Below are 20,376 nucleotides of genomic sequence, written 5' to 3' on the forward strand. Positions count from 1 at the left end.
ATGCCCGCCGAGACGCCGAACACCGTGACCGAATACCGCGAGCAGGCGGTGGAGGGGGAACGGGGTGCGCTGGTGGCGGTCCTGTTGATGGTGATCCTCGGGGTGGCCGGCATCTTCGCCGTCTCCTGAGACCGGCGACGGGCGCCCCGGCGAACCGGGACGCCCGTCGGACGGAGCGGGTCAGGGGCGGTCGCCCTCGCCGCCGCTGTGCGGCAGCCGCTCGGCCGGGATCACCCCGAGCCGGCCGGCCTGGTAGTCCTCGACCGCCTGGATCAGCTCGGCGCGGGTGTTCATCACGAACGGGCCGTAGTGCGCCACCGGCTCGCGGATCGGCTGGCCGCCCATGATGTAGAGCTCCAGCGCCGGGGTGTTCGCGTCCTGCCGCTCGTCCGCGGTGACCCGCAGCGCGTCGCCGGGCCCGTGCACGGCGAGCTGGCCGAGGTGGACCGGCCGCCGGTCGGTGCCCACCGTGCCCCGGCCGGCCAGCACGTAGACCAGCGCGTTGAAGTCCGGCCGCCAGGGCAGGCTCAGCTCGGCCCCGGGCTGGAGCGTCACGTGCGCGATGGTGATCGGGGTGTGGGTCGAGCCGGGACCCTGGTGCCCGGCGATCTCGCCGGCGATCACCCGGATCAGCGCGCCGCCGTCGGGCGTGGTCAGCAGCGCCGACTCCCGGCCGCGGATGTCCTGGTAGCGCGGCGGGTTCATCTTCGCCACCCGGGGCAGGTTGACCCAGAGCTGGAGGCCGTGGAACAGACCGCCGCTCATCACCAGGTGCTCCGGCGGCGCCTCGATGTGGAGCAGGCCACGACCCGCCGTCATCCACTGGGTGTCGCCGTCGGTGATGGTGCCGCCGCCGCCCTGCGAGTCCTGGTGATCCATGATCCCGTCGATCATGTAGGTCACGGTCTCGAAGCCCCGGTGGGGGTGCCACGGGGTGCCTTTCGGCTCGCCCGGCGCGTAGTCGACCTCGCCCATCTGGTCGAGGTGGATGAACGGGTCCAGCTCGGTCATCGGGACGCCGGCGAAGGCCCGGCGGACCGGGAAGCCCTCGCCCTCGTAGCCGCTCGGCGCGGTCGTCAGCCGGCGGACCGGGCGGTAGGTGGTGGACTCGCCGAGCTCCGGCAGGCGGGGCAGGACGAGGACGTCGTCGACGGTGATCGCGGGCATCTGGGGTCTCCTTACTTGTCGGCCGGGGTGGACGACGCGTCGCGGTCGGCGCGGAGGCGCCGGCCGAGTCGCTCGAAGACCCGGGTGAGGCAGGCGACCTCGGCGTCGTCGAGGTCGTCGATCAGGTGGGTGCGCGCGGAGCGCCGGTGGTGCGGCGCGGCCTCGCGCAGCGTCAGCAGCCCGGCGGCGGTGAGCACCGCCTCGCTGCCGCGCCGGTCGTCCGGGCAGGACTCCCGGGCCACCAGGCCGCGCTTCTGCATGGAGGAGATCTGGTACGTCAGCCGGCTCGGCGAGAACACCAGCCGGCCGGCCAGCTCACCCATCCGCAGCCGCTGCCCGGGCGCCTCGGAGAGCAGCACCAGCACGTGGTAGTCGGCGAAGCTCAGCTCGCTGTCGGCGCGCAGGTCGTCCTCGAGCTGGGTGAACAGCCGCTGGCTCGCCTCGATGTAGGCGCGCCAGCAGGCCAACCGCTCGGGGTCCAGGCTGTCCGTCATGGCTACGAGAGTAGCACTACTTAAAATTTAAACAACCCCTCCACCGGCGAGGTGAGCCGGGCAACAGTGCTGACGGACAGCGGTGATTTTCGAATCTGAACCAAAGCATCGGGCTAGGGTCGGAGAGTGGATGATCTCGACGTGCAGGACTGGCGTGAGCGGGTGGCACGGCTCTACCTCTCCGACCTCGACCTGGCCGCCTTCCGGGCGGCCCGGGACGAGCTGTTCCGCGACCACCCCAGCAGCCCCCTGCCGGCGGCCGACCGGCCCGGCTTCACGGGGCTGCGCTGGTTTCCGCCCGACCCGTCGGCGGTGGTCGAGGCCCCCCTGCGCCCCGCCTCCGGCACCGAGAGCATCGACACCGGCGGTCCCGACGGCGTCGTGCGGTACCGGCGGGTGGCGGTCGCCGAGACGCCCTGGGGGCCACTCACCCTGTGGTGGATCGAGGCGTACGGGGGCGGGCTGTTCCTCCCGGTCCGCGACGCCACCTGCGGCGCCGAGGCGTACGGCGGCGGGCGCTACCTCACCGACACGGTGAAGGGGACCTTCGGGCGCGGCCTGACCGTGCTGCCCGGCAACCGGGTCCGCCTCGACGCCAACTACCTCTACAACCCGAGCTGCGCCTACGACGACCGGTGGGCCTGCCCGCTGGCCCCGCCGGAGAACCGGGTCGACGTCCCGATCCGCGCCGGCGAGCGGTCGTACCACTGACCGCGTGACGCCCCGGCGCGACGGGCGCGCCGGGGCGTCGGGGACCGGCCGCTCAGCGGGCGGTGGCGCCGGTCGGGGTCAGGTGCATCCGGCCGAGCAGCTGCCGGGCCTGTTCGGCCACGTCCGCGTCCACCGTGACCGCGTACTGGCTGGCCCGCAGCGAGCTGGCCGAGGTGAAGTCGCGCTGGCCCCCGGTCATGGCGTGGGCCACCGCGCCGAACACGGCACCCCAGATCGCGCCGATCACCAGGCCCACCAGGATCACCGCGATCCAGTTGCCCGCGGTGAAGATGCCGAAGAGCAACCCGATGAACAGGCCGAACCACGCGCCCGTGCCCGCGCCGACCAGGGCGGCCCGGCCCGTGGTCAGCCGCCCCATCACCGTCTCGACCAGGGTGAGGTTCGTCCCCACGATCGCGCTGCGTTCCACCGGGAACCGGTTGTCGGCAAGATAGTCCACCACCCGCTGGGCGGACGGATAGTCCGGGTACGACCCGATCGTGACGGTCGGCGGGCCGGCCTGCGGCCCGTGTCCGTCCCCGCTGGGCGGCAACGGGCGGCCGCCCGGACCGGACGGGAGGTTGTCGCTGCCCGGCATCCCGGGCCGCCAGGCCGCGGTCGGACTCGAGGGACTGGTCATGAGCTCCTCCTTCGTCAACCCGACGCGTTCCCACCCCCGTCGGGCGGTAACGCGCCCGTCCGCACCGATGGCGGCGCATGGCGACCGCCGGGCCGGGTAGCCATCCCCGTGCGGACCGGACGGATCAGCGAGCACGGTTTCCTCGCCGACGGGCACAGCGCCGCCCTGGTCGACCGGGCCGGCGCGGTCAACTGGTGGTGCCCGCCCCGCTTCGACGGACCGTCGGTGTTCGGCCGGCTCCTCGACGACGCGGCCGGGCACTGGAGCATCCGGCCCGCGGGCGAGTTCACCAGCACCCGGTCCTATCTGGACGACACGCTCGTGCTGCGTACCGTCTTCACCACCGCGACCGGGACGGCGGCCGTCACCGACGCCCTGGCGCTGGAACCGGGCGCGCGGGGTCACCGGATCGGGCTGAAGTCACCCCGGGTGCTGGCCCGGGTGGTCGAGGGGCTCAGCGGCGAGGTGCCGATGCAGGTCGACTACGCGCCGCGCTTCGAGTACGGCCGGGTCAACGCCTACCTCACCGAGACCGACGGGGTGATCGGGGCGACGGCCGGCGCCTGCCGGCTGGAGCTGCGCGCCAACGTGCCGTTGACCTGCGGCGTGGGCGCCGCGTCCGGGCGGTTCACCGCCCGCCCCGGCAGCACCCACCACTTCACCCTCGGATACGCCCCGACCTACCGGGCCGGCGCGCCGGCGCTGCCCGACGCCGACCAGGTGCTCGCGGACGCGGTCGCCGGCTGGCGGTCCTGGGCCGACCTGCACGATTACCACGGCGACTACCGCGATCTGGTCCGCCGCAGCGCGATGGTGGTGCAGGGAATGACCTACGGGCCCAGCGGGGCGGTGGTCGCGGCGGCCACCACCTCGATACCCGAGAAGCTGGGCGGCGACCGCAACTACGACTACCGGTTCGTCTGGCTCCGCGACTTCAGCCTCACCCTCCAGGCGCTCTGGCTGGCCGCGTGCCCCGACGAGGCGGACCGGCAGTTCAGCTGGGTGGCGCGGGCGATGGGCCGGATCGGCGACGAGCCGGTGCCGATCATGTACGGCGTCGAGGGTGAGCGGGACCTCACCGAGCACGGCCTCGACCACCTCGCCGGATACGCCGGCAGCGGGCCGGTCGTGATCGGCAACGAGGCCTGGCGGCAGCGGCAGACCGACGTGCTGGGCGAGGTGCTCGACGCGGCGTGGCTGATGCGGTACTACCTCGACCCGATGTCCGCCGAGGTGCGGCAGCTGCTCCACGACCTCGCCGACCAGGCGGTGGGGGAGTGGCGCCGGCCCGACGCCGGGATGTGGGAGGCGCGCGACGTGGAGCGGCACTACGTGTCGTCCAAGGTGCAGTGCTGGACCGCGCTGGACCGGGCCGTCCGGTTCGGCACCCGCATCGGCGAGCCCGCCGACGTGGCGCGCTGGGCGGCCGCCCGCGACGAGGTGCGCGCGGCGGTGCTCCGCCGGGGCTGGAACGACCGGGTCGGGGCGTACACCGGCGCCTTCGACTCCGACGAGCTGGACGCCTCGGTGCTGATCATGCCGCTGGTGGGCTTCCTGCCCGCCGCCGACCCGCGGATGCGCGCCACCATCGACCTGATGGAGCGCCAGCTGTCCCGCAACGGCCTGCTGCGCCGCTGGGACGGCGACCCGGCGGGCTTCCTGATCTGCTCGTTCTGGCTGGCCGCCGGCCTGGCCGAGGCCGGCGAGCTGGACCGCGCCCGCCGGCTGTTCGCGCAGCTCGCCGCGCGGGTCAACGACCTCGGCCTCTATGCCGAGCAGATCGACGAAACCACCGGCGAGCAGCTGGGCAACTTCCCGCAGGCCTTCTCGCACATCGGCCTGATCAACGCCGCGGGCCGGATCACGGCGGCCGCCGGGCGGCTCGGCGGCCGGACCGGCGCGCCGGCCGGGCCGACCCACGAGATGGAGGACCAGGGCGCCTGAGCCCGACCCGGTCCTGGTGGGGGCCGCCACCGCGACAGCGGGCCCGGCGGCGGGCAGGATCGGGGGATGGAGCTGGTCATCATGGCCGACACGCACGTGCCGAAGCGGGCGCGGGACCTGCCCGAGCGGCTCTGGGCGGCGGTCGAGGCCGCCGACGTGGTGCTGCACGCCGGCGACTGGGTGGACGTGTCGCTGCTGGACGCCCTGGAGGCCCGGTCCCGCCGGCTGGTCGGCGTGTACGGCAACAATGACGGGCCGCCGCTGCGCGCCCGGCTGCCCGAGGTGGCCCGCGTCGAGCTGGACGGGCTGCGGGTCGCCGTGGTGCACGAGACCGGGCCGAAGACCCGCCGGGAGGAGCGCTGCGCCGCCGCGTTCGGTGACTGCGACCTGCTGGTGTTCGGGCACTCCCACATCCCGTGGGACACCGTCGCCCCCGGCGGCCTGCGGCTGCTCAACCCCGGCTCACCCACCGACCGGCGGGCCCAGCCGCACGCCACCTACCTGACCGCGCGGGTGGCGGCGGGGCGGCTCGACCGGGTCGAGCTGCACCGCCTGCCCCCGCCCTGAGTCACCGGCCGCGACCGGTCTCCGCCTGGAGCTCGTCGATGCGGCGGGACGCCTCGGCCTTGGTCAGCCCGTCCGGCACCTCCTCGCCCGCCTCCCGGGCCAGGGTGTGCAGGTACGACTCCTGGGCCGCGGTCGGCGGCTCGTCGCCGGTGACCCAGTCGTCCGGGTCCTTCACGGCGGCGTCCGGGTTGACGTTGTCCCTGCTGCCGTTGCTGCGGTCGGCCATGATGATCACCTCTCCCTCGAACAGGTGTACCACTACCCCCGTGGCGCGGTCTTCATGCCGGCCGCCGCCTACGATCATCGGCGTGACTGCGGACCGGGCGGGTGTGGTGGTGGTCGGCGCGGGCATCGCCGGGGTGGCCTGCGCGACCGAGCTGGCCCGGGCCGGCATCCCGGTGGAGGTCCGGGAACGGGCCCGGGTGACCGGCGGGCGGATGGCCACCAGGCGCTTCGAGGGCCGCCCCGCCGACCTGGGCGCCGCCTACTTCACCGTCGACGACCCCGACTTCGCCGCGGTGGTCGACGGGTGGCGGGCCGCCGGCCTGGCCCGGGAGTGGACCGACACGCTCGTCGCGTACGGGCCGCGGGGGCGCGAGGACGTGCCCGGCCCGATGCGCTGGGCGGCCCCACGAGGGCTCCGCTCGCTCGTGGAGCACCTGGCCGGTGACCTGCCGGTGGCGCACAACCGCCTGGTCATGACCGTCGAGCCGGGCCCCCGCGTGGACGGCCGCGCCGCCGGGGCGGTCGTGCTCGCCATGCCGGGCCCGCAGGCCGCCCTGCTGCTCGACCCCGCTCTGGAAGCGGCCACCCGGGCGGTCGCGGCCCAGCGCTGGTCCTCCGCGCTGGCCGGGGTGCTGCGCTTCCCGGCCCGCCGCTGGCCGGACTTCCGGGGCGCGTTCGTCAACGAGCATCCGGTGCTGAGTTCGGTCTGTGACGACGGCGACCGGCGCGGCGACGGCGCCCCGGTGCTGGTCGCGCACACCACCCCCGGGTTCGCCGCCGGGCACCTGCTCCAGCCCACCGCCGCCGGCCCGGCGATCGAGCAGGCCGTCCGCGACCTGTTCGGCCTGCCCGAACCGGCCGAGCTGACCCACGTGCACCGCTGGACGTACGCGAAACCGGCCGCCGGGGGCGACGGCGGCTACCACCTGGACGACGACGGGATCGGCCTGGCCGGCGACGCCTTCGGGCGGCCGCGGGTGCAGGGCGCCTGGCGCTCCGGCCGGGACCTGGGCCGTGCCCTGACCGCCCGGCTCATGGCGGACCGTGGCTGACCGGTGCCACTGCGCGCAGGCGGCTCGTCACCCACGGGTATCCTTCGTCGGGGAGGTGCACGGGCAGTGAGCGGCGCCGGCAGTCGGCCGGGGACCGGCAGGACCGGCGTCGACCGGTCGCCGTTCCCGGAGGATGGGCTGCGCCACGACGCCCTGTTCTACGCCGACGACCGGGACTACCGTGCCGCCGTGGGCGGGTTCGTCGAGGCCGGACGGGCCGCCGGCGAGCCCGTGCTGGTCGCCGTGCCCACCCACCGGCTGTCCCTGGTCCGGCCGCTGCTCGACCCGCTCGACGGTGTCGAGCTGGCCGACATGGCGGTGATCGGGCGGAACCCGGCAGCCATCATCGCCACCACGCTGCGCAGTTTCGTCCACCGGTTCCCGGGCCGCCGGGTCCGCGTCGTCGGAGAGCCGCTCTGGCCCGGCCGGCGGGCGGCCGCGTACCGGCACTGCGTCGAGCACGAAGCGATCATCAACCTCGGCCTCGCCGACCAGTCGATCACCGTGCGCTGCCTGTTCGACCGGTCCCGGCTGCCGGCCCGGGCGCTGGCCGACGTCGCCGGGACCCACCCCTGGCTGGTCAGCGGGGGAGTGGCCCGGCCCAGCGCCGGCTACCGGCCGCCCCGGTCGGTGCTGCGCCGGCTGGCCCGCCCGCTGCCCCCGCCGCCCGGTGACGCGCTCGCCGAGCCCGTCCGGCCGGAGCGCCTGGGGTCGCTGCGCGCGGCGGTGGCCGCCGTCGCCGAGGCCGCCGGGCTCGCCGCGGAACGCGTCGACGACCTGCGGATCGCCGTCACCGAGCTGGCCTCCAACGCGCTCACCCACGGCGCCGGGCCGGCCACCGCCCGGTGCTGGGCCGCCGCCGGCGACCTCGTCTGCGAGGTGAGCGGCCCGGGTGAGCTGACCGATCCCCTGGCCGGCCGGATCCCGCCGCCCGCGACCGGCGTGCGTGGCCGGGGCCTGCTGCTGGTGCACCGGCTCTGCGACCTGGTGGACGTGCACGTCGCCGACGGGATGACCACCGTGCGGGTGCACCTGGAGCTGCCGGCCGCCCGGCTGGTGCCGGCGCCCCGGTCAGCCCCGGACGCCGTCCAGGGCGGGTTCGTCCGTCCGGCCCCGCTCTGAGGCGTCCCGGGTCCGCTCGCCGGCACGGTCGAGCAGTTGCATGACCGGGGTGGCGGCGATCCCGTGCACCACCACCGAGACCACCACGACCAGGCCGACCGTCGCCCAGACCACCTCCGCCTGCGGAAACTCCGTCTTGCTGGTGGCGTACGCCAGGTAGAAGAACGAGCCGACGCCGCGGATGCCGAACAGCGAGATCACCCAGTGCTCGGCCGGGCGGCCCGGCGCGCCCCGCAGTGACAGCCAGCCGGCCAGCGGCCGGATCACGAACACGAGGGCCAGCCCGACCAGGGCCGCCGGCCACGTCAGCGGGGCGAGCAGCCCCCCGATCACCGCACCGCCGAGCAGCAGCAGCAACAGCACGGTGAGCAGCCGCTCGACCTGCTCCGCGAAGTCGTGCAGCACCGAATGAAACTCGTGGGTGCGTTCCGCCGCGCGGATCGCCCGGGCGGCCACGAAGACGGCCAGGAAGCCGTACCCGCCGACCACCTCGACCAGCCCGTACGCCAGGAAGGTCGCGGCGAGGGCCAGGAAGCCCTCGGCGTGCCGGGCCAGTCGCAGGTTGCTCGGGGCCCGGAAGAAGAGCTTGCCGAGCAGCCAGCCGACGAGCAGCCCGCCGCCCACCCCGACGGCGAGCTTGTAGAGCACGTCGACGGCGAGCCAGTGGGCCAGCCAGTCCGCCGGGGCGAGGCTGGTGGTGGCGATCGCGATGGCCGCGTACACGAAGGGGAAGGCCAGCCCGTCGTTCAGCCCGGCCTCCGAGGTGAGCGCGAAGCGCACCTCGTCCTCCGAGTCCTCCACGTCGGTCGGCTCGCCCACCTGCACGTCGGAGGCGAGCACCGGGTCGGTCGGGGCGAGCGCGGCGCCCAGCAGCAGCGCCGCGGCCGGCACCAGGCCGGCCCACCACCAGCCGAGCACCGCCACCGCGGCGATGCACAGCGGCATGGCCACGGCCAGCAGCCGCCAGGTCGACGACCAGCGCGCCCAACTCAACGGCCGGTCGATCTTGAGGCCGGCGCCCATCAGCGCGACGATCACGCCGACCTCGGTGAGATGGGTGGTCAGCTCAGGCCAGCGCAGCGGGTCCGGGGTCGGCAGCCCGGTGGGCAGCACGAACACCAGCATGCCGAGGCCGAGAAACGCGATCGGCATCGACAACGGCCGGTGCTCCAGCACCCGGGGCAGGATCCCTGCCAGCAGCGCACCGACGCCCAGCAGGGCGAACGCGACATCGACCGGTTCCACGGCACCACCCTTCCGCCGCCCACGGTGCGGGCAGGTGGTCACCAGTGCCCCGAAGCGGTGCCGGCTATGCCTCCGTGTCCGTCTTCTCCCCGGTGGGACCGGTCACCGTGTCACCGGCGCGGCGCGGGGCGCGAACCGACCTCGTCGGATCGGTGAGGGCGGCGATCGCGCTGTCGGCGAGACCGTCCAGCAGGGCGGCCGGATCGTCGTAGACGGCCACCGCGCCCGAGCCCGCCAGCTCGCCGCGACTGGTGCCGCCGCAGGTCAGACCGATGCAGGGCACGTCCAGTTTGCCGGCGGCGGCGACGTCCCAGACCGAGTCGCCGACGAACACGACCCGCTCGGCGGCCAGCCCCGACTGGGCCAGCGCGGCCGCCAGGATGTCCGGCGCCGGCTTGCTCTCCTCCGCGTCCGCCGAGGAGGTCACCGTGTCGATCACGTCGTCGGCGTCGAGGGCGGCCCGCAGGGCGGCCACCTCGTGCTCGGCCGCCGAGGTGGCCAGCACCACCCGCAGCCCGCGGGCCGCGCAGGCACGCAGGAGGTCCACCGCCCGGGGCAGCGGCACGAGCCGCTCCCAGTACTCGGTGTACAGCGCGTCGTGGGTGTCGCGCAGCTTGCCGTCCGCGTCCCGGTCCCGCTCGGCGCCGAGCAGGTGGTCGAGGAGCTTGTCCGAACCCATCCCGATGGCCCGGTGGATCCGCGCCATGGGCACCCGGTGATCGCCCTGGCGGAGCGCCTCCCACCAGCTCACCGTGTGCAGGTACGTGGTGTCGACCAGGGTGCCGTCCACGTCGAAGAGGACACCGCAGCGGTTGTCGTCAGGCATGGCACCCTCCTACCCGTCCGGGTCGGCCCCGACGCGCGACTCACCCGGACGGGATGAGGATCTCGAACCAGACCGTCGAACCGCGCACCGTGGGGTCGGTGCCCCAGGCGTCGCTCAGCTCCTCGATCAGCCCCAGCCCGCGGCCCCGGCTGCTCAGCGTGTCGGTCTGCGCCCGGGTCACCTGCCCCCGGGTGCCGGAGTCGGCCACCGAGACCAGCAGGCGCTCCGGGCTCAGGTCGATCTCGACCCGGGCGGCGGTGCCGGCGTGCAGCAGGGCGTTGGTGGTCAGTTCGCTGGTGCAGAGCACGGCCGCGCCGACCACCGCCTCGGGCACCTGCCAGTCGGTGAGCTGGGCGGTCATCCAGTGCCGGACCCGGCTCGGCGCGGTGGGCTCGGCCGGCACCTCCATGCCGGCCGACCGGCTCGGCTTGACCGCGTGTTCCACGGCCAGCACGGCCACGTCGTCCTCGGTGGCACCCGGAACCGCGGCGGTCGCCACCGCGCAGAGCGCCCGCGGGTCGCCGCTGCTGGCGGCGGTCACCGCCGCGCCCAACCCGGTCAGGCCGGCGGTCAGGTCCTGCCAGCGCCGCTCCACCACCCCGTCGCTGAACAGCAGGAGGGTGTCGCCGGGGCGGAACGGCACGGTCACCGTCCGCGGGTGGCAGCCCAGCCCCAGCGGCGGCGCGGGCGGCACCTCGACGTACTCGGCGATCGGCTCGCCGTCGGTGGGGCAGCGCCGGATCAGGGGCGCGGGATGGCCCGCGCTGGCCAGGGTGATCTGCCCCCGGTCGGCCTCGATCACCCCGAACACCACGGTCACGAAGAGCTCATGTGTGCCGCCCTCGGTGCCCAGGCTGGCGACCAGCCGGTCCAGGCCGCCGAGCACCGCGTCCGGCCGGGGGTCGGAGAGGGCCAGCGCGCGCAGCGCAGCGCGTACCTGGCCCATCCGGGCGGCGGCCTGTACGTCGTGCCCGGCCACGTCGCCGAGGACCACGCCCAGCGCGCCGGTGGGCAGCACGAACGCGTCGTAGAAGTCGCCACCGGCGGCGTTGCCGTCGACGCCGGGGTCGTAGCGGGCGGCGATCCGCAGCCGGGGCAGGTCGGGCAGCTGCTCCGGGAGCATGCTGCGCTGCAACAGCTGGGCGGTGCCGTGCTGGGTCTCGAAGCGGCGGGCCCGCTCGGCGGCCTGGCCGACCAGCTCCGCCGAGGCGGCGAGCAGCGCCCGTTCCGCGGGTGACCAGGGGTGCGCGGCCTGGTAGCCGACGGTCAGCGCGCCACGGATGACGGTCGAGCGCAGCGGCAGCGAGGCCATCGCCCGGATCTTCTGGTCGTGCCGGTCCGCCGCCGTGTCCCGCAGCGGCTGGCCGTCGGCGACGAAGGACGACACCCCGCTGCGTGCGGTCACCGCGATCGGCAGGGCGGAGTCGGCGGGCAGCCGGCGCCACAGCGGCGGCAGCCGCTCGTCGGCCTCGTCCAGCAGTTCGCCCCGGACCCGGCGGACCATCCGCCAGGCGGAGCCCTCGTCGACCGTGAACGAGACCCGGTCGGCGTCGAAGGAGTGCAGGCAGTAGCGCAGCGTGACCCGCGCGACGTCGTCCAGGGTGAGGGTGCCGGACAGCGCCGCCGCGAAGTCGCTCAGGCTCTGCAACTGCTGGGTGACCTGGGTGGTCTGGGCGGCCACGGTGAGCACGCCGATGATCCGCCCCGTGGAGTCGCGGACCGGGGAGTAGCCCCGGGTGAACACGGCCGGCTCGGCGGAACCGGCACGGTGCCGGTCGACCGGCAGCACCGCCTCCCGCTCCAGGTAGGGCTCACCCCGCCGGTAGACCCGGCTGACCACCTCGCCGGCGCCGGGGTCGTGCCAGAGGTCGGCGAACACCTCCGCGGCCGGCCGGCCGAGCGCCGCCGGGTGCCGGTCGCCGATCAGCTCCGCGTACCCGTCGTTGTAGAGCAGGACCAGGTCCTCGCCGTAGAGCAGGGCCATCGGCACCGGGGAGGCGAGGACCAGGTCGACCACGGCACGGACCGCCGGATCCCAGCCGTCCGGCGGGCCGAGCGGCGTGGCCGCCCACGGGTGGGCCAGGACGGTGGCCGCGCCGGATCCGGTCGCGCCCGGTCCGGCGCCCGCTCCCGGGGTGGGGGCTGATGGCGTGGGGACCCGCCCGACGGTGCCTGGCATGAACGCAGCCTAACCGGAGCCTGGCGGTCGGGTTTCGATCACGCGCGCGCGTCGGCCGCCGAGTGGTCCGATCGCGGGTGTTGGTGCAGGTCACGGGTGGTTCGCCCGGTCATGTCGGGAAATTGCCCCGGGTCGGCTCGGCGTGCTGCCGACGCGACCGGGTATGCGGGCGGCGCAGTTCACGCGACAGGAGGGACAACATGCCGAAAACCCTCGCGGTCGGGCAGGCCGACATCGGTGACGCCCTGACCGATTTCTGGAGGTCGGTGCTGCTCTTCATCCCGAGGGCCATCGCGTTCATCGCGATCCTCGTGGTGGGCTGGCTCATCGCCCGAGCCGTACTCAAAATCGTGGACGCGGCACTGGAACGGGTGGGATTCGACCGAGCCGTCGAACGTGGCGGCATCAAACGCGCGCTCGAACGCACGAGGTACGACGCCAGCGACATCCTGGCCAAGTTGGCCTACTACGCGGTCCTGCTGTTCACCCTGCAGTTCGCCTTCGGGGTGTGGGGACCCAACGCGATCAGTGACCTGATCCGGGGTGTGGTGTCCTGGCTGCCGCGGGCCTTCGTGGCGATCGTCATCGTGGTCATCGCCGCCGCCATCGCCAACGCGGTGCGGGACCTGGTCTCGGGCGCCCTCGGTGGGCTCTCGTACGGCCGGGTGCTGGCCGACCTGACGGCGGTCTTCATCCTGGCGCTCGGCGTGATCGCCGCGCTGAACCAGGTGGGCATCGCCACCACGGTCACCACGCCGGTGCTCATCGCGTTCCTCGGCACCATCGCCGGCATCCTGGTCATCGGCGTTGGCGGTGGTCTGGTGAAGCCGATGCAGAACCGCTGGGAGGGGTGGCTCAACCGGGCCGCCGAGGAGTCCCGGGCGTTCCAGCAGCAGCGCCAGGCGCAGGGCGCCGGCCGCAGCGACTACGAGCGGCAGATGGCCGACCGGGGCGGCCAGCCCAGCCCGGCCATGCCGCAGTCGTCGATGTCGGGGGCGCAGGGCACGTACCGGTCCGGCAACGCCGGAGACGAGACGCAGCAGTTCCGCCGGCCGAACGGCTGAGCACAACGGGGCGACGAGGGTGTCCGCGGGGCGAATCGCGGGCACCCTCCGCCGTGTCTCAGGCCAGGTCGCGGGGGTCCAGCGCGCGGGTCAGCAGGCAGACCGCGAGCAGGCGGGTCAGCAGCCAGTCCGGCTCCGACCAGTCGACCGGCTCGACCGGCGGCTGCCAGCCGTGCTCCCGTGCCGCGTCGCGCACACCCTCGGCGTAGCCGGCGAGCGCCGCGACGGTCAGCGGGCGGCGGTCGCCGTCCAGGCTGTCGCGGACGGCGGCGGCGTGCTGGTCGACCGCGGCGAGCAGGCCGGGGTTGGCGGCGGCCGCGGCGAGGCCCGTGGTGCCGACAGCGGCGGTGAGCGTGGTGAGGCTGGACCTGGCGGCCACCGCCGCGGAACGGGTCGCCACCCGGTTGTTCGGCACACGCATGGTGACCGAGGCTAGCCCTGCCGGGAGCGGGGCGGCCTCGGCCGACCGGCCGATGCCCGGGTCGTCCGGGCGATGCGCGGCCTCGCCCGCCGGGATTGAGCGGCGCGTCGCGGGGCAGAAGGGATACCGCGCAGACCGCGCACGCGACCCCGCGGAGGAACGGAATGGGACAGCAGGTGGACGGACCGGACCAGGCGCACCGCCGGCCGGCCGGCGTGAGTGACGCCACGGTCGAGGCCCTGGGCAAGCTCAGCGAGGCGCTGGAGTGCGTCGAGCGGGCCCGGGGGCACCTCTACTCGCTGCACCAGCTGATCGGGCACGCCGACCTGATGCTCGACGACGCCGTGGAGCTGTTCCGCTCCGCCGGGCACCCGGAGCTGGCCGCACGGGTGAAGGAGGACCTGCTGGGCCGCAACGTGATCGCGGGACGCTGGACCTTCCAGATCGTCGAGGACTTCGACGACGGCTACTACGCGCTGTTCCGGGAGCTGGACCGGCGGGCCCGCGACGAACTGGTCGGCGGCCGGCGGCACCTCTACGAGGCGGAGATGAAGGAACGCCGCCGCAGCCCGGGTCGGCCGGGGCACGAGGCGCGCCCCGCCGAGGGCTGATCAGTCGGAGGAGCGGGCCTGCGCCGTGCGGCGGACGCCGTCGTCGGCGACGATCACGGTCGCCACCATGAGCGCCACCACGAGGCTGAACAGCCAGGAGCTGTCGTCGACCAGCTTGGCGGCGACGGGGGCCTGGATCGCGGCGAGCAGGAAGCCGAGCCACGCCAGGCGGCGCTGACGCTGGGAGAGGAAACCGGAGCCCTGTTGCATCCCGAAAGTCTTACGCGGGGCAGGGGCATCGCCGTCAGCCGTTCGGCCGATTCTGGATGGGCTGTCCGTTTTCCCGACCGTCCGTATCGCACTTTTTGTCGTTTCGGCTGAGTTCGGCGCCAGGGTGGCCGGCCCCGGTCGTCCGGAACCGGCACGGGCTGGGCAGTATGGGGTCTCGTGTCCCGCGCCCCCGCTCCGCCCCGCCCGGCCCTGCTGCTCCTGGCCTACCTGGCCTTCGTCAGCCTGGGGCTGCCCGACGGCCTGATCGGGGTCGGCTGGCCCTCCATCCGGCTCGACCTGGGCGTGCCGACCGAGGCCGTCGGGGTCGTGCTCACGGCGGGCACGGTGGCCTACCTGACCTCCAGCGTGCTCGCCGGGTTCACCCTGGCCCGGCTCGGCGTCGGCTGGCTGCTCGCCGGCAGCACCCTCCTGGCCGGCGTCGCCCTGACCGGGTACGCGTCCACCCCCGCGCTCGGCGTGATGGTCGGCTTCGCGCTGGTGCTCGGGCTCGGCTCCGGGGCGATCGACGCCGGGCTCAACGCGTACGCGGCCGCCGCCTTCGGCCCCCGGCACATGAACTGGATGCACGCGTTCTTCGGGCTCGGCGTGGCCATCGGGCCGCTGATCATGACCGCCGTGCTCGGCGCCGGCCTGAGCTGGCGCTGGGGGTACGCCCTGGTGGCCGCCGCCCAGCTCGTCCTGGCCGCCGCGTTCGCGTTCACCGTGCGGCTCTGGCGCGGCGGCCCGCCGGCCGGCGCGGCCCTGCCGCCGGACCCGATCGCGCCGCAGGTGGTCCCCGGCGAGCCCGCCGGGGCCGGGCCGGCGCGGCGGACCCCGATCGGTGCGACGCTGCGGCTGCCGGCCGTGTGGCTCGGCGGGGCCGCCTTCGCCGTCTACGTGGCGATCGAGGTGTCCACCGGCCTGTGGGCGTTCCTGCTGCTCACCGAGGGGCGACGGTTGTCCGCCGCGGTGGCCGGGCTCTGCGTCTCCGGCTACTGGGGGAGTCTCTTCGTGGGGCGGGTGGTGCAGGGGGTGGTGGCGGAGCGGCTGGGCAGCGCCCGGGTGCTGCAGGGGAGCCTGCTCGGCATGGCCGGGGGAGCGGTGCTCATCGCGCTGCCCGCCCCGGGCTGGGTGACCGTGGCCGGCCTGCTGGTGGTGGGTTTCGCGGCGGCGCCGGTGTTCCCGCTGCTCACCCTGACCACGGCGGAACGGGTGGGCCCCGACCACGCGGACCGGACCATCGGGCTGCAGATCGGCGCCGCCGGCCTGGGCGCCGCCCTGGTGCCGGCCGCGGTCGGGGTGCTGCTGGCCCGGGTCTCGGTGGCCGCGCTCGGCCCGACGCTCGTGGTGCTCGCGGTGGCGCTCGTCGCCCTGCACGCCGCAGGCGCCCGGCAGGCCCGCCGGGCCGGCTGAACCCCGGGCGGGCCCTCCGGCCGCCCGGGGACGGGCTCACATGTTGTCGGGGCCGGTCCGGCCGGTGGTCGACGGCCGGTACGCCCGGTCCGCGTCGGTCATCTCCCGCCGCTCGGCCTCCGGGCCGGCGCCCCGGTCCACCGCCTCCGGTCCGTGGCCGAACGCGGACTCCTCGCCGGCGTCGTTGCCCGTGACGTCGTCCGCCTGCCCGTCGAGGGACGACCCGGCGAGCGCGCGGTCCAGCTCGCGCAGGGGAGTGCGTTCCTCGTCGCGCCACACGTGGCTGTCGTTGTCGGTCATTCCCCTGCGGTACCCGGGCCGGATGATCGCAAACGGCCCCGGACACGGCGATGGCCGCCGGAGCACCGGCGGCCATCGGGGTCCGTGTTTCGGGGGACGATCAGGGGGTCGGCCGGTCGACGGAGCCGCGCCAGGCGCCGGTCTCCTGACCGCGCCGCTCGATGAACTGCTTGAACCGCGCCAGGTCGCCCTTGGCCCGGCGGTCGACCACGCCCAGCTTGTCGCCGGCCTTCTCGACCGCACCCTGCGGCTCGAACTCCATCTGCAACGTGACCCGGGTGTTCGCCTCGTCCAGGCGGTGGAAGGTCACCACACCGGCCTGCTGGGTGCCCCCGGTGGAGCGCCAGGCCACCCGCTCGTCGGGCAGCTGCTCGGTGATCTCGGCGTCGAACTCGCGCTTCACGCCGGCGATCTCCACCGTCCAGTGGGTCATCGTGTCGGAGAGCTGCCGGACCTCCTGCACGCCCTCCATGAAGTGCGGAAACTCCTCGAACTGCGTCCACTGGTCGTACGCGGTGCGGACGGGTACGGCCACGTCCACGTGCTCCATAACGCCACTCATGTCAGTGTTCCTCCTGTCCCGCCGGTGTTGCTCGCGGACCGTGGGCCGGTCCGCTCACCAGCGCGTCGTCTCGTTCTTGTGCCCGAGCGCGGCCCACACCTCGGAAACCGTCTGGTAACTGGTGCCCTCGGGAAGTCCTTCCAGGGCGGCGACGATGTCGGCGGGCGCCTGGTTCTCCCGCGCGTTGGCCACCAGGGTGTCGCGGTCACCGGGCAGGGCGCTCATGGTGATGAACCGGCCGAGCCGACTGCGCTCCTCGACGTCGTCCATGCTCATGCCCTGCGGGTTGCCGCCGCGGCTCGCGCCGGCCGTCACCGTCTTCGGCTCCGGCTGGTCCTCGCCCGCAGGCTCCGGCTGGCGGAACTCGTCGACCCGCGAGCCTCCGGTGCCCGGCCCCTGGACGAGGCCGCTCACCTCGCTGCTCATCTGCTCGTCGACTCTCGGTGAGTGCTTGCTGCTGCCACGCTCCATGCCGACAGACATGCCCGAGGGGGCCGCCGGTAAACCGACGCTGGCCGGTCGAGCCGGTCATAAGCCACGGAACCGGGCGAAAGCCGGTCAGGAATCGGCCGGAGCGCGGGGCGGCAGGACCGGCTCGCTGGGATCCTCCACGCCGGCCTGCATGACTCGGCCCCGCTGGAGTTCGGCGTTGACCTGGACGCCGAGCATGAGCGCGCAGTTGGACAGGTAGAGCCAGACCAGGAAGGCGATGACCGCGCCCAGGCTGCCGTAGGTCACGTCGTACGAGCCGAAGTTGGCCACGTAGAGGCCGAAGCCGAAGGAGGCGAGCACCCAGGCCAGCAGGGCCAGCGCGCCGCCCGGGGTGAGCCAGCGGAACCGGGGCTGCCGCACGTTCGGGGCGATCCAGAACAGCAGGGACAGCAGGGTCATCGCCACCAGCGCGAGCAGCGGCCACTTCGCCACCGTCCACACCTGGCGGGTCAGCCCGCCGGCGTGCAGCCGGTCGCCCACGAAGTCGGTGATCGGGCCACTGACGATCAGCCCCAGGGCCACCACGGCGAGCAGCACCAGCGACACCCCGGCGAGCCCGATCTGCACCGGCCGCAGCCGGTAGAAGGGCCGCCCCTCCTCGACGCCGTAGATAGCGTTGGAGGCCCGGGTGAACGCGCCGATGAAGCCGGACGCGGACCAGAGCGCGCCGAGCAGACCGAAGCTGAGCAGGACCTTCGCCGGGCCCCGCTGCTCCACCACGCCGCGCACCACCGCGACGAAGGCGTCGTTGCCCACCACCGAGCCGGCGCCGATCTCCCGGGCCAGGTCGATCACGGTGTCCACGGTGCGCGGCCCGTCCGAGACCAGCCCGACCAGGGCGACCACCACGATGGTCGAGGGAAAGAGCGCCAGCACCCCGTAGTAGGTGAGCGCGGCGGCCCAGTCGGCGCAGTTGTCCTTCACGAAGCTGCGCCCGGCGCGGACCAGCACCCCGCGCCAGGTGGCCCAGCTCAACTGGCGTACCCGCCGGGGGATCCGGGCCCGCTGCCGGCCGCCGGCCGCCGCATCCGTCGCCGTCATGACCGCCTCCTCCGCACCGCCGGCGCACCTCCGGCAGGTGGCCCGGGCGGTACCCCGCGGGGGAAGCCGACAAACCGGTGCCGGTTTGCCCTGGGCCGGGGCGGGAATTCGTAGTGGATCCCACGGAGACGGAGGAGGACGAGATGCCCGGGCGCGAGGTACTGCCCAGCACGCTGAAGCGCTCCCCGGACAAGGCGCAGCGGACCTGGGAGAAGACGCACGACTCGGCGGTCGAGACGTACGGCGAGGGGGAGCGGGCGCACCGCACCGCCTTCGCCGCGGTCAAGCACGAGTTCGAGAAGGTCGGCGACCACTGGGAGCCGAAGGGGCGCAAGGGCCCGAGCGACCGGCAGGCGGCCGGCGGCGGCCCGGCCCGGCGGGCCCCCACGGCCGGCGGGGTGGACGCCAACGCGAAGAAGGAGCACCTCATGGAGGTCGCCAAGAAGCTCGACGTGCCGGGCCGCTCCCGGATGAGCAAGCCCGAGCTGGTCAAGGCGATCGAGAAGGCGAACAACAACGCCACCCGCAAGGCCCGCGGCGGCCGCTGACCGGCCGGCGACGACACGGGAGCCCGGGACCGCGCAGGTCCCGGGCTCCCGTCGTGCCGCTCACCAGTGGCCGCCGCCCGGCGCCTCGATGTGCACCGCCTTCACGGTGCTGAACTCGTCGAGCAGCTCCGGGCCGTACCCGAAGCCCTGGCCGCTGCCGCGGCGCGGCTGCGCGGCGCCGCCCGGCGCGCCCCCGAACACCGCGTTGACCTTGACGGTGCCCACCGGCAGCTCCCGCCAGGCCCGGTGGGCGTGGCTCATCGAGCCGGTCAGCACCGTGGCGGCCAGCCCGTACGGGGAGTCGGCCGCGCAGCGCAGCCCCTCGCTGAACGAGTCGACCACCACCACCGGGGCGACCGGCCCGAAGGTCTCCTCACGGACCAGCGTCATCTCGTGCCGGCAGTCGCTGACCACCGTCGCCGGGTAGAACGCGCCCGGCCCGTCCGGCACGCCGCCGCCGGTGCGCAGCCGCGCCCCCTCGGCCACCGCCGCGGTGACCTGCCCGTGCACGTGGTCCCGGTGCCGCCGGTCGACCAGCGGCCCGAGCTGGGTCCCCGGGGACCGGCCGGGGCCCACCACGAGCGCCTCGGCCCGCTCCACCAGCGCGTCGACGAAGTCCTCGGCCACGTCCCGGTGCACGTAGATCCGCTCCACCGCGACGCAGATCTGCCCGGCGTTGGCGAAGCAGCCCAGCGCCGCCTGCTCGGCCGCCCAGACCGGGTCCACATCCGCGTCCACCACGAGGGGGTCGCTGCCGCCGTTCTCCAGCAGCACCTTCGCGCCGGTGCGGGCGCCGGCGGCGGCGATCGCCCGGCCGGTCGCGGTGGAACCGACGTGGGCGACGACGTCCACCTCCTGACCGGCCAGCGCCGCGCCCACCTCGGCGCCACCGGTCAGCAGCGACAGCACCCCGGCCGGCAGCGCCGAGTCCAGAGCCCGGGCCAGCAGCCAGCCGGTCGCCGGGGTGCGCTCACTCGGCTTGTGGAGCACCACGTTGCCGGTGACCAGGGCCGCCCCGAGCAGGCCGCAGGAGACCGCCACCGGGTCGTTCCAGGGGGTGATCGCGGCGACCACGCCGCGCGGCTCGGGGGCCATGAAGTCCAGCGCGGAGGGAGCGCCGTGCAGGGTCCGGCCGCCCCGCACCGGACCGAGTTCGGCGTACTGTCGCAGCGTGCCGATGCCTGCCGCCACGCCACCGCGCGCGTCGTCCAGCGGCTTGCCCATCTCCGCCGTGGTGGCCTGCGCCAGCTCGTCGGCGACGGCCTCGACCGCGTCCGCCGCACGGTGCAGCGCCGCGGCCCGTTCCGCCGGGGCGGTCGCCGCCCACTCCGCCGCCGCGCCCCGGGCCGCCTCGACCGCCTTGGCCACCTCGTCCGCCGTCGCCACCGGCACGGTGGTCACCGGGGAGCCGTCGGCCGGATCGTGTACGACCAGCTCGCCCCCCGCACCGCCGGCACCCCAGACTCCACCTATGAGCTGCGCAACCGTGTACATGCGGCAGTGGATGCCCCGACCCCGGCGAGGCAAACGCGTTTCGCCCGG

General features: G+C 74.7%; 24 protein-coding genes. 10 read left to right on the top strand and 14 right to left on the bottom strand.

The annotated features are described in order from the left end of the window. The gene (locus tag ACQP12_RS10480) at positions 1-129 is read left to right on the top strand and encodes a hypothetical protein (protein WP_255474581.1); all 129 of its coding nucleotides are present in this window, start codon (positions 1-3) and stop codon (positions 127-129) included. Positions 130-180: 51 nt separating this feature from the next. On the opposite strand, the gene ACQP12_RS10485 is transcribed toward ACQP12_RS10480, so the two are convergent. After that, positions 181-1,167 carry a pirin family protein gene (locus ACQP12_RS10485; RefSeq protein WP_433287044.1) on the bottom strand — a complete coding sequence of 329 codons (987 nt, stop codon included), beginning with the start codon at positions 1,165-1,167 and terminating at the stop codon, positions 181-183. Positions 1,168-1,178: 11 nt separating this feature from the next. Next, the gene (locus ACQP12_RS10490) at positions 1,179-1,661 is read right to left on the bottom strand and encodes a MarR family winged helix-turn-helix transcriptional regulator (protein WP_357948090.1); all 483 of its coding nucleotides are present in this window, start codon (positions 1,659-1,661) and stop codon (positions 1,179-1,181) included. A 126-nt stretch (positions 1,662-1,787) separates the two neighbouring features. Here ACQP12_RS10490 and ACQP12_RS10495 point away from each other — a divergent pair, with 126 nt between their 5' ends. Further along, on the top strand, positions 1,788-2,372 hold the full coding sequence (locus ACQP12_RS10495; RefSeq protein WP_433287046.1) for a DUF1684 domain-containing protein: 585 nt from the start codon (positions 1,788-1,790) through the stop codon (positions 2,370-2,372). 52 nt (positions 2,373-2,424) lie between these two features. Here ACQP12_RS10495 and ACQP12_RS10500 read toward each other — a convergent pair whose 3' ends face one another. Further along, positions 2,425-3,012, bottom strand: a complete 588-nt coding sequence (locus ACQP12_RS10500; RefSeq protein ID WP_433287048.1) for a general stress protein — start codon at positions 3,010-3,012, stop codon at positions 2,425-2,427. 108 nt (positions 3,013-3,120) lie between these two features. On the opposite strand from ACQP12_RS10500, the gene ACQP12_RS10505 reads away from it, so the two are divergent. Together ACQP12_RS10505 and ACQP12_RS10510 are read left to right on the top strand one after the other, a co-directional pair. After that, the gene (locus ACQP12_RS10505) at positions 3,121-4,956 is read left to right on the top strand and encodes a glycoside hydrolase family 15 protein (protein ID WP_433287050.1); all 1,836 of its coding nucleotides are present in this window, start codon (positions 3,121-3,123) and stop codon (positions 4,954-4,956) included. A 66-nt stretch (positions 4,957-5,022) separates the two neighbouring features. Continuing rightward, on the top strand, positions 5,023-5,523 hold the full coding sequence (locus ACQP12_RS10510) for a metallophosphoesterase family protein (protein WP_433287052.1): 501 nt from the start codon (positions 5,023-5,025) through the stop codon (positions 5,521-5,523). 1 nt (position 5,524) lies between these two features. Here the strand turns inward: ACQP12_RS10510 and ACQP12_RS10515 are convergent, their stop codons facing one another. Further along, entirely contained in the window at positions 5,525-5,749 is a 225-nt protein-coding gene (locus ACQP12_RS10515; protein WP_433287054.1) for a DUF3072 domain-containing protein, read from the bottom strand. A 103-nt stretch (positions 5,750-5,852) separates the two neighbouring features. Here ACQP12_RS10515 and ACQP12_RS10520 point away from each other — a divergent pair, with 103 nt between their 5' ends. Beyond that, a complete protein-coding gene (locus ACQP12_RS10520; RefSeq protein WP_433289213.1) occupies positions 5,853-6,800 on the top strand; it encodes an NAD(P)/FAD-dependent oxidoreductase in 948 nt (315 codons plus the stop codon). Positions 6,801-6,866: 66 nt separating this feature from the next. Then, positions 6,867-7,922 (top strand): anti-sigma factor RsbA family regulatory protein, encoded by a 1,056-nt coding sequence (locus ACQP12_RS10525; protein WP_433287056.1) that lies wholly within the window; start codon positions 6,867-6,869, stop codon positions 7,920-7,922. Here the strand turns inward: ACQP12_RS10525 and ACQP12_RS10530 are convergent. From ACQP12_RS10530 to ACQP12_RS10540, 3 genes are all read right to left on the bottom strand, one after another. Then, positions 7,872-9,167, bottom strand: coding sequence for a cation:proton antiporter domain-containing protein (locus tag ACQP12_RS10530; RefSeq protein WP_357948112.1), 1,296 nt, complete (start codon positions 9,165-9,167; stop codon positions 7,872-7,874). The two genes, ACQP12_RS10525 and ACQP12_RS10530, sit on opposite strands and share 51 nt — an antisense overlap. 64 nt (positions 9,168-9,231) lie before the next feature. After that, positions 9,232-9,993, bottom strand: a complete 762-nt coding sequence (locus ACQP12_RS10535; RefSeq protein WP_433287058.1) for an HAD family hydrolase — start codon at positions 9,991-9,993, stop codon at positions 9,232-9,234. Between the two features lie 40 nt (positions 9,994-10,033). Further along, positions 10,034-12,172, bottom strand: a complete 2,139-nt coding sequence (locus ACQP12_RS10540; protein ID WP_433287060.1) for an ATP-binding SpoIIE family protein phosphatase — start codon at positions 12,170-12,172, stop codon at positions 10,034-10,036. A gap of 200 nt (positions 12,173-12,372) precedes the next feature. Here ACQP12_RS10540 and ACQP12_RS10545 point away from each other — a divergent pair, with 200 nt between their 5' ends. Beyond that, entirely contained in the window at positions 12,373-13,236 is an 864-nt protein-coding gene (locus ACQP12_RS10545; RefSeq protein WP_357948122.1) for a mechanosensitive ion channel family protein, read from the top strand. A gap of 58 nt (positions 13,237-13,294) precedes the next feature. Here the strand turns inward: ACQP12_RS10545 and ACQP12_RS10550 are convergent, their stop codons facing one another. After that, positions 13,295-13,657 carry a DUF6401 family natural product biosynthesis protein gene (locus tag ACQP12_RS10550; RefSeq protein WP_433287062.1) on the bottom strand — a complete coding sequence of 121 codons (363 nt, stop codon included), beginning with the start codon at positions 13,655-13,657 and terminating at the stop codon, positions 13,295-13,297. Between the two features lie 164 nt (positions 13,658-13,821). Here ACQP12_RS10550 and ACQP12_RS10555 point away from each other — a divergent pair, with 164 nt between their 5' ends. Next, the gene (locus tag ACQP12_RS10555) at positions 13,822-14,268 is read left to right on the top strand and encodes a hypothetical protein (protein ID WP_433287064.1); all 447 of its coding nucleotides are present in this window, start codon (positions 13,822-13,824) and stop codon (positions 14,266-14,268) included. Here ACQP12_RS10555 and ACQP12_RS10560 read toward each other — a convergent pair whose 3' ends face one another. After that, the gene (locus ACQP12_RS10560; RefSeq protein ID WP_151462117.1) at positions 14,269-14,478 is read right to left on the bottom strand and encodes a hypothetical protein; all 210 of its coding nucleotides are present in this window, start codon (positions 14,476-14,478) and stop codon (positions 14,269-14,271) included. A gap of 177 nt (positions 14,479-14,655) precedes the next feature. On the opposite strand from ACQP12_RS10560, the gene ACQP12_RS10565 reads away from it, so the two are divergent. Next, the gene (locus ACQP12_RS10565) at positions 14,656-15,891 is read left to right on the top strand and encodes an MFS transporter (protein WP_433287066.1); all 1,236 of its coding nucleotides are present in this window, start codon (positions 14,656-14,658) and stop codon (positions 15,889-15,891) included. Between the two features lie 36 nt (positions 15,892-15,927). Here the strand turns inward: ACQP12_RS10565 and ACQP12_RS10570 are convergent, their stop codons facing one another. From ACQP12_RS10570 to ACQP12_RS10585, 4 genes are all read right to left on the bottom strand, one after another. Beyond that, the gene (locus tag ACQP12_RS10570) at positions 15,928-16,191 is read right to left on the bottom strand and encodes a hypothetical protein (protein WP_254331147.1); all 264 of its coding nucleotides are present in this window, start codon (positions 16,189-16,191) and stop codon (positions 15,928-15,930) included. Positions 16,192-16,291: 100 nt separating this feature from the next. Further along, positions 16,292-16,753, bottom strand: coding sequence for an SRPBCC family protein (locus tag ACQP12_RS10575; protein WP_433287069.1), 462 nt, complete (start codon positions 16,751-16,753; stop codon positions 16,292-16,294). Between the two features lie 54 nt (positions 16,754-16,807). Next, positions 16,808-17,224 (bottom strand): DUF2795 domain-containing protein, encoded by a 417-nt coding sequence (locus ACQP12_RS10580; RefSeq protein ID WP_357948137.1) that lies wholly within the window; start codon positions 17,222-17,224, stop codon positions 16,808-16,810. A gap of 87 nt (positions 17,225-17,311) precedes the next feature. Further along, complete coding sequence (locus tag ACQP12_RS10585) at positions 17,312-18,286, bottom strand: YihY/virulence factor BrkB family protein (protein ID WP_433287071.1); 975 nt, start codon at positions 18,284-18,286, stop codon at positions 17,312-17,314. A 143-nt stretch (positions 18,287-18,429) separates the two neighbouring features. Between ACQP12_RS10585 and ACQP12_RS10590 the strand changes: the two genes are divergently transcribed. Further along, positions 18,430-18,834: a ChaB family protein gene (locus ACQP12_RS10590; RefSeq protein WP_357948141.1), complete on the top strand. Its 405-nt coding sequence runs from the start codon at positions 18,430-18,432 to the stop codon at positions 18,832-18,834. 60 nt (positions 18,835-18,894) lie between these two features. Here ACQP12_RS10590 and ACQP12_RS10595 read toward each other — a convergent pair whose 3' ends face one another. Next, positions 18,895-20,328, bottom strand: a complete 1,434-nt coding sequence (locus ACQP12_RS10595; protein ID WP_433287073.1) for an aldehyde dehydrogenase family protein — start codon at positions 20,326-20,328, stop codon at positions 18,895-18,897. Between the last annotated feature and the right edge of the window lie 48 nt (positions 20,329-20,376).

The organism is Micromonospora sp. CA-244673, assembly GCF_050948395.1.
Classification (GTDB): domain Bacteria; phylum Actinomycetota; class Actinomycetes; order Mycobacteriales; family Micromonosporaceae; genus Micromonospora.

Excerpts from the sequence above, each read along its gene's own strand:
- ACQP12_RS10540 (WP_433287060.1), bottom strand. The coding sequence starts at position 12,172 with ATGCCAGGCACCGTCGGGCGGGTCCCCACGCCATCAGCCCCCACCCCG.
- ACQP12_RS10480 (WP_255474581.1), top strand. The coding sequence starts at position 1 with ATGCCCGCCGAGACGCCGAACACCGTGACCGAATACCGCGAGCAGGCG.
- ACQP12_RS10545 (WP_357948122.1), top strand. The coding sequence starts at position 12,373 with ATGCCGAAAACCCTCGCGGTCGGGCAGGCCGACATCGGTGACGCCCTG.
- ACQP12_RS10560 (WP_151462117.1), bottom strand. The coding sequence starts at position 14,478 with ATGCAACAGGGCTCCGGTTTCCTCTCCCAGCGTCAGCGCCGCCTGGCG.
- ACQP12_RS10535 (WP_433287058.1), bottom strand. The coding sequence starts at position 9,993 with ATGCCTGACGACAACCGCTGCGGTGTCCTCTTCGACGTGGACGGCACC.
- ACQP12_RS10585 (WP_433287071.1), bottom strand. The coding sequence starts at position 18,286 with ATGACGGCGACGGATGCGGCGGCCGGCGGCCGGCAGCGGGCCCGGATC.
- ACQP12_RS10490 (WP_357948090.1), bottom strand. The coding sequence starts at position 1,661 with ATGACGGACAGCCTGGACCCCGAGCGGTTGGCCTGCTGGCGCGCCTAC.
- ACQP12_RS10485 (WP_433287044.1), bottom strand. The coding sequence starts at position 1,167 with ATGCCCGCGATCACCGTCGACGACGTCCTCGTCCTGCCCCGCCTGCCG.
- ACQP12_RS10510 (WP_433287052.1), top strand. The coding sequence starts at position 5,023 with ATGGAGCTGGTCATCATGGCCGACACGCACGTGCCGAAGCGGGCGCGG.
- ACQP12_RS10575 (WP_433287069.1), bottom strand. The coding sequence starts at position 16,753 with ATGAGTGGCGTTATGGAGCACGTGGACGTGGCCGTACCCGTCCGCACC.
- ACQP12_RS10580 (WP_357948137.1), bottom strand. The coding sequence starts at position 17,224 with ATGGAGCGTGGCAGCAGCAAGCACTCACCGAGAGTCGACGAGCAGATG.
- ACQP12_RS10515 (WP_433287054.1), bottom strand. The coding sequence starts at position 5,749 with ATGGCCGACCGCAGCAACGGCAGCAGGGACAACGTCAACCCGGACGCC.
- ACQP12_RS10550 (WP_433287062.1), bottom strand. The coding sequence starts at position 13,657 with ATGCGTGTGCCGAACAACCGGGTGGCGACCCGTTCCGCGGCGGTGGCC.
- ACQP12_RS10555 (WP_433287064.1), top strand. The coding sequence starts at position 13,822 with ATGGGACAGCAGGTGGACGGACCGGACCAGGCGCACCGCCGGCCGGCC.
- ACQP12_RS10500 (WP_433287048.1), bottom strand. The coding sequence starts at position 3,012 with ATGACCAGTCCCTCGAGTCCGACCGCGGCCTGGCGGCCCGGGATGCCG.
- ACQP12_RS10595 (WP_433287073.1), bottom strand. The coding sequence starts at position 20,328 with ATGTACACGGTTGCGCAGCTCATAGGTGGAGTCTGGGGTGCCGGCGGT.
- ACQP12_RS10570 (WP_254331147.1), bottom strand. The coding sequence starts at position 16,191 with ATGACCGACAACGACAGCCACGTGTGGCGCGACGAGGAACGCACTCCC.
- ACQP12_RS10590 (WP_357948141.1), top strand. The coding sequence starts at position 18,430 with ATGCCCGGGCGCGAGGTACTGCCCAGCACGCTGAAGCGCTCCCCGGAC.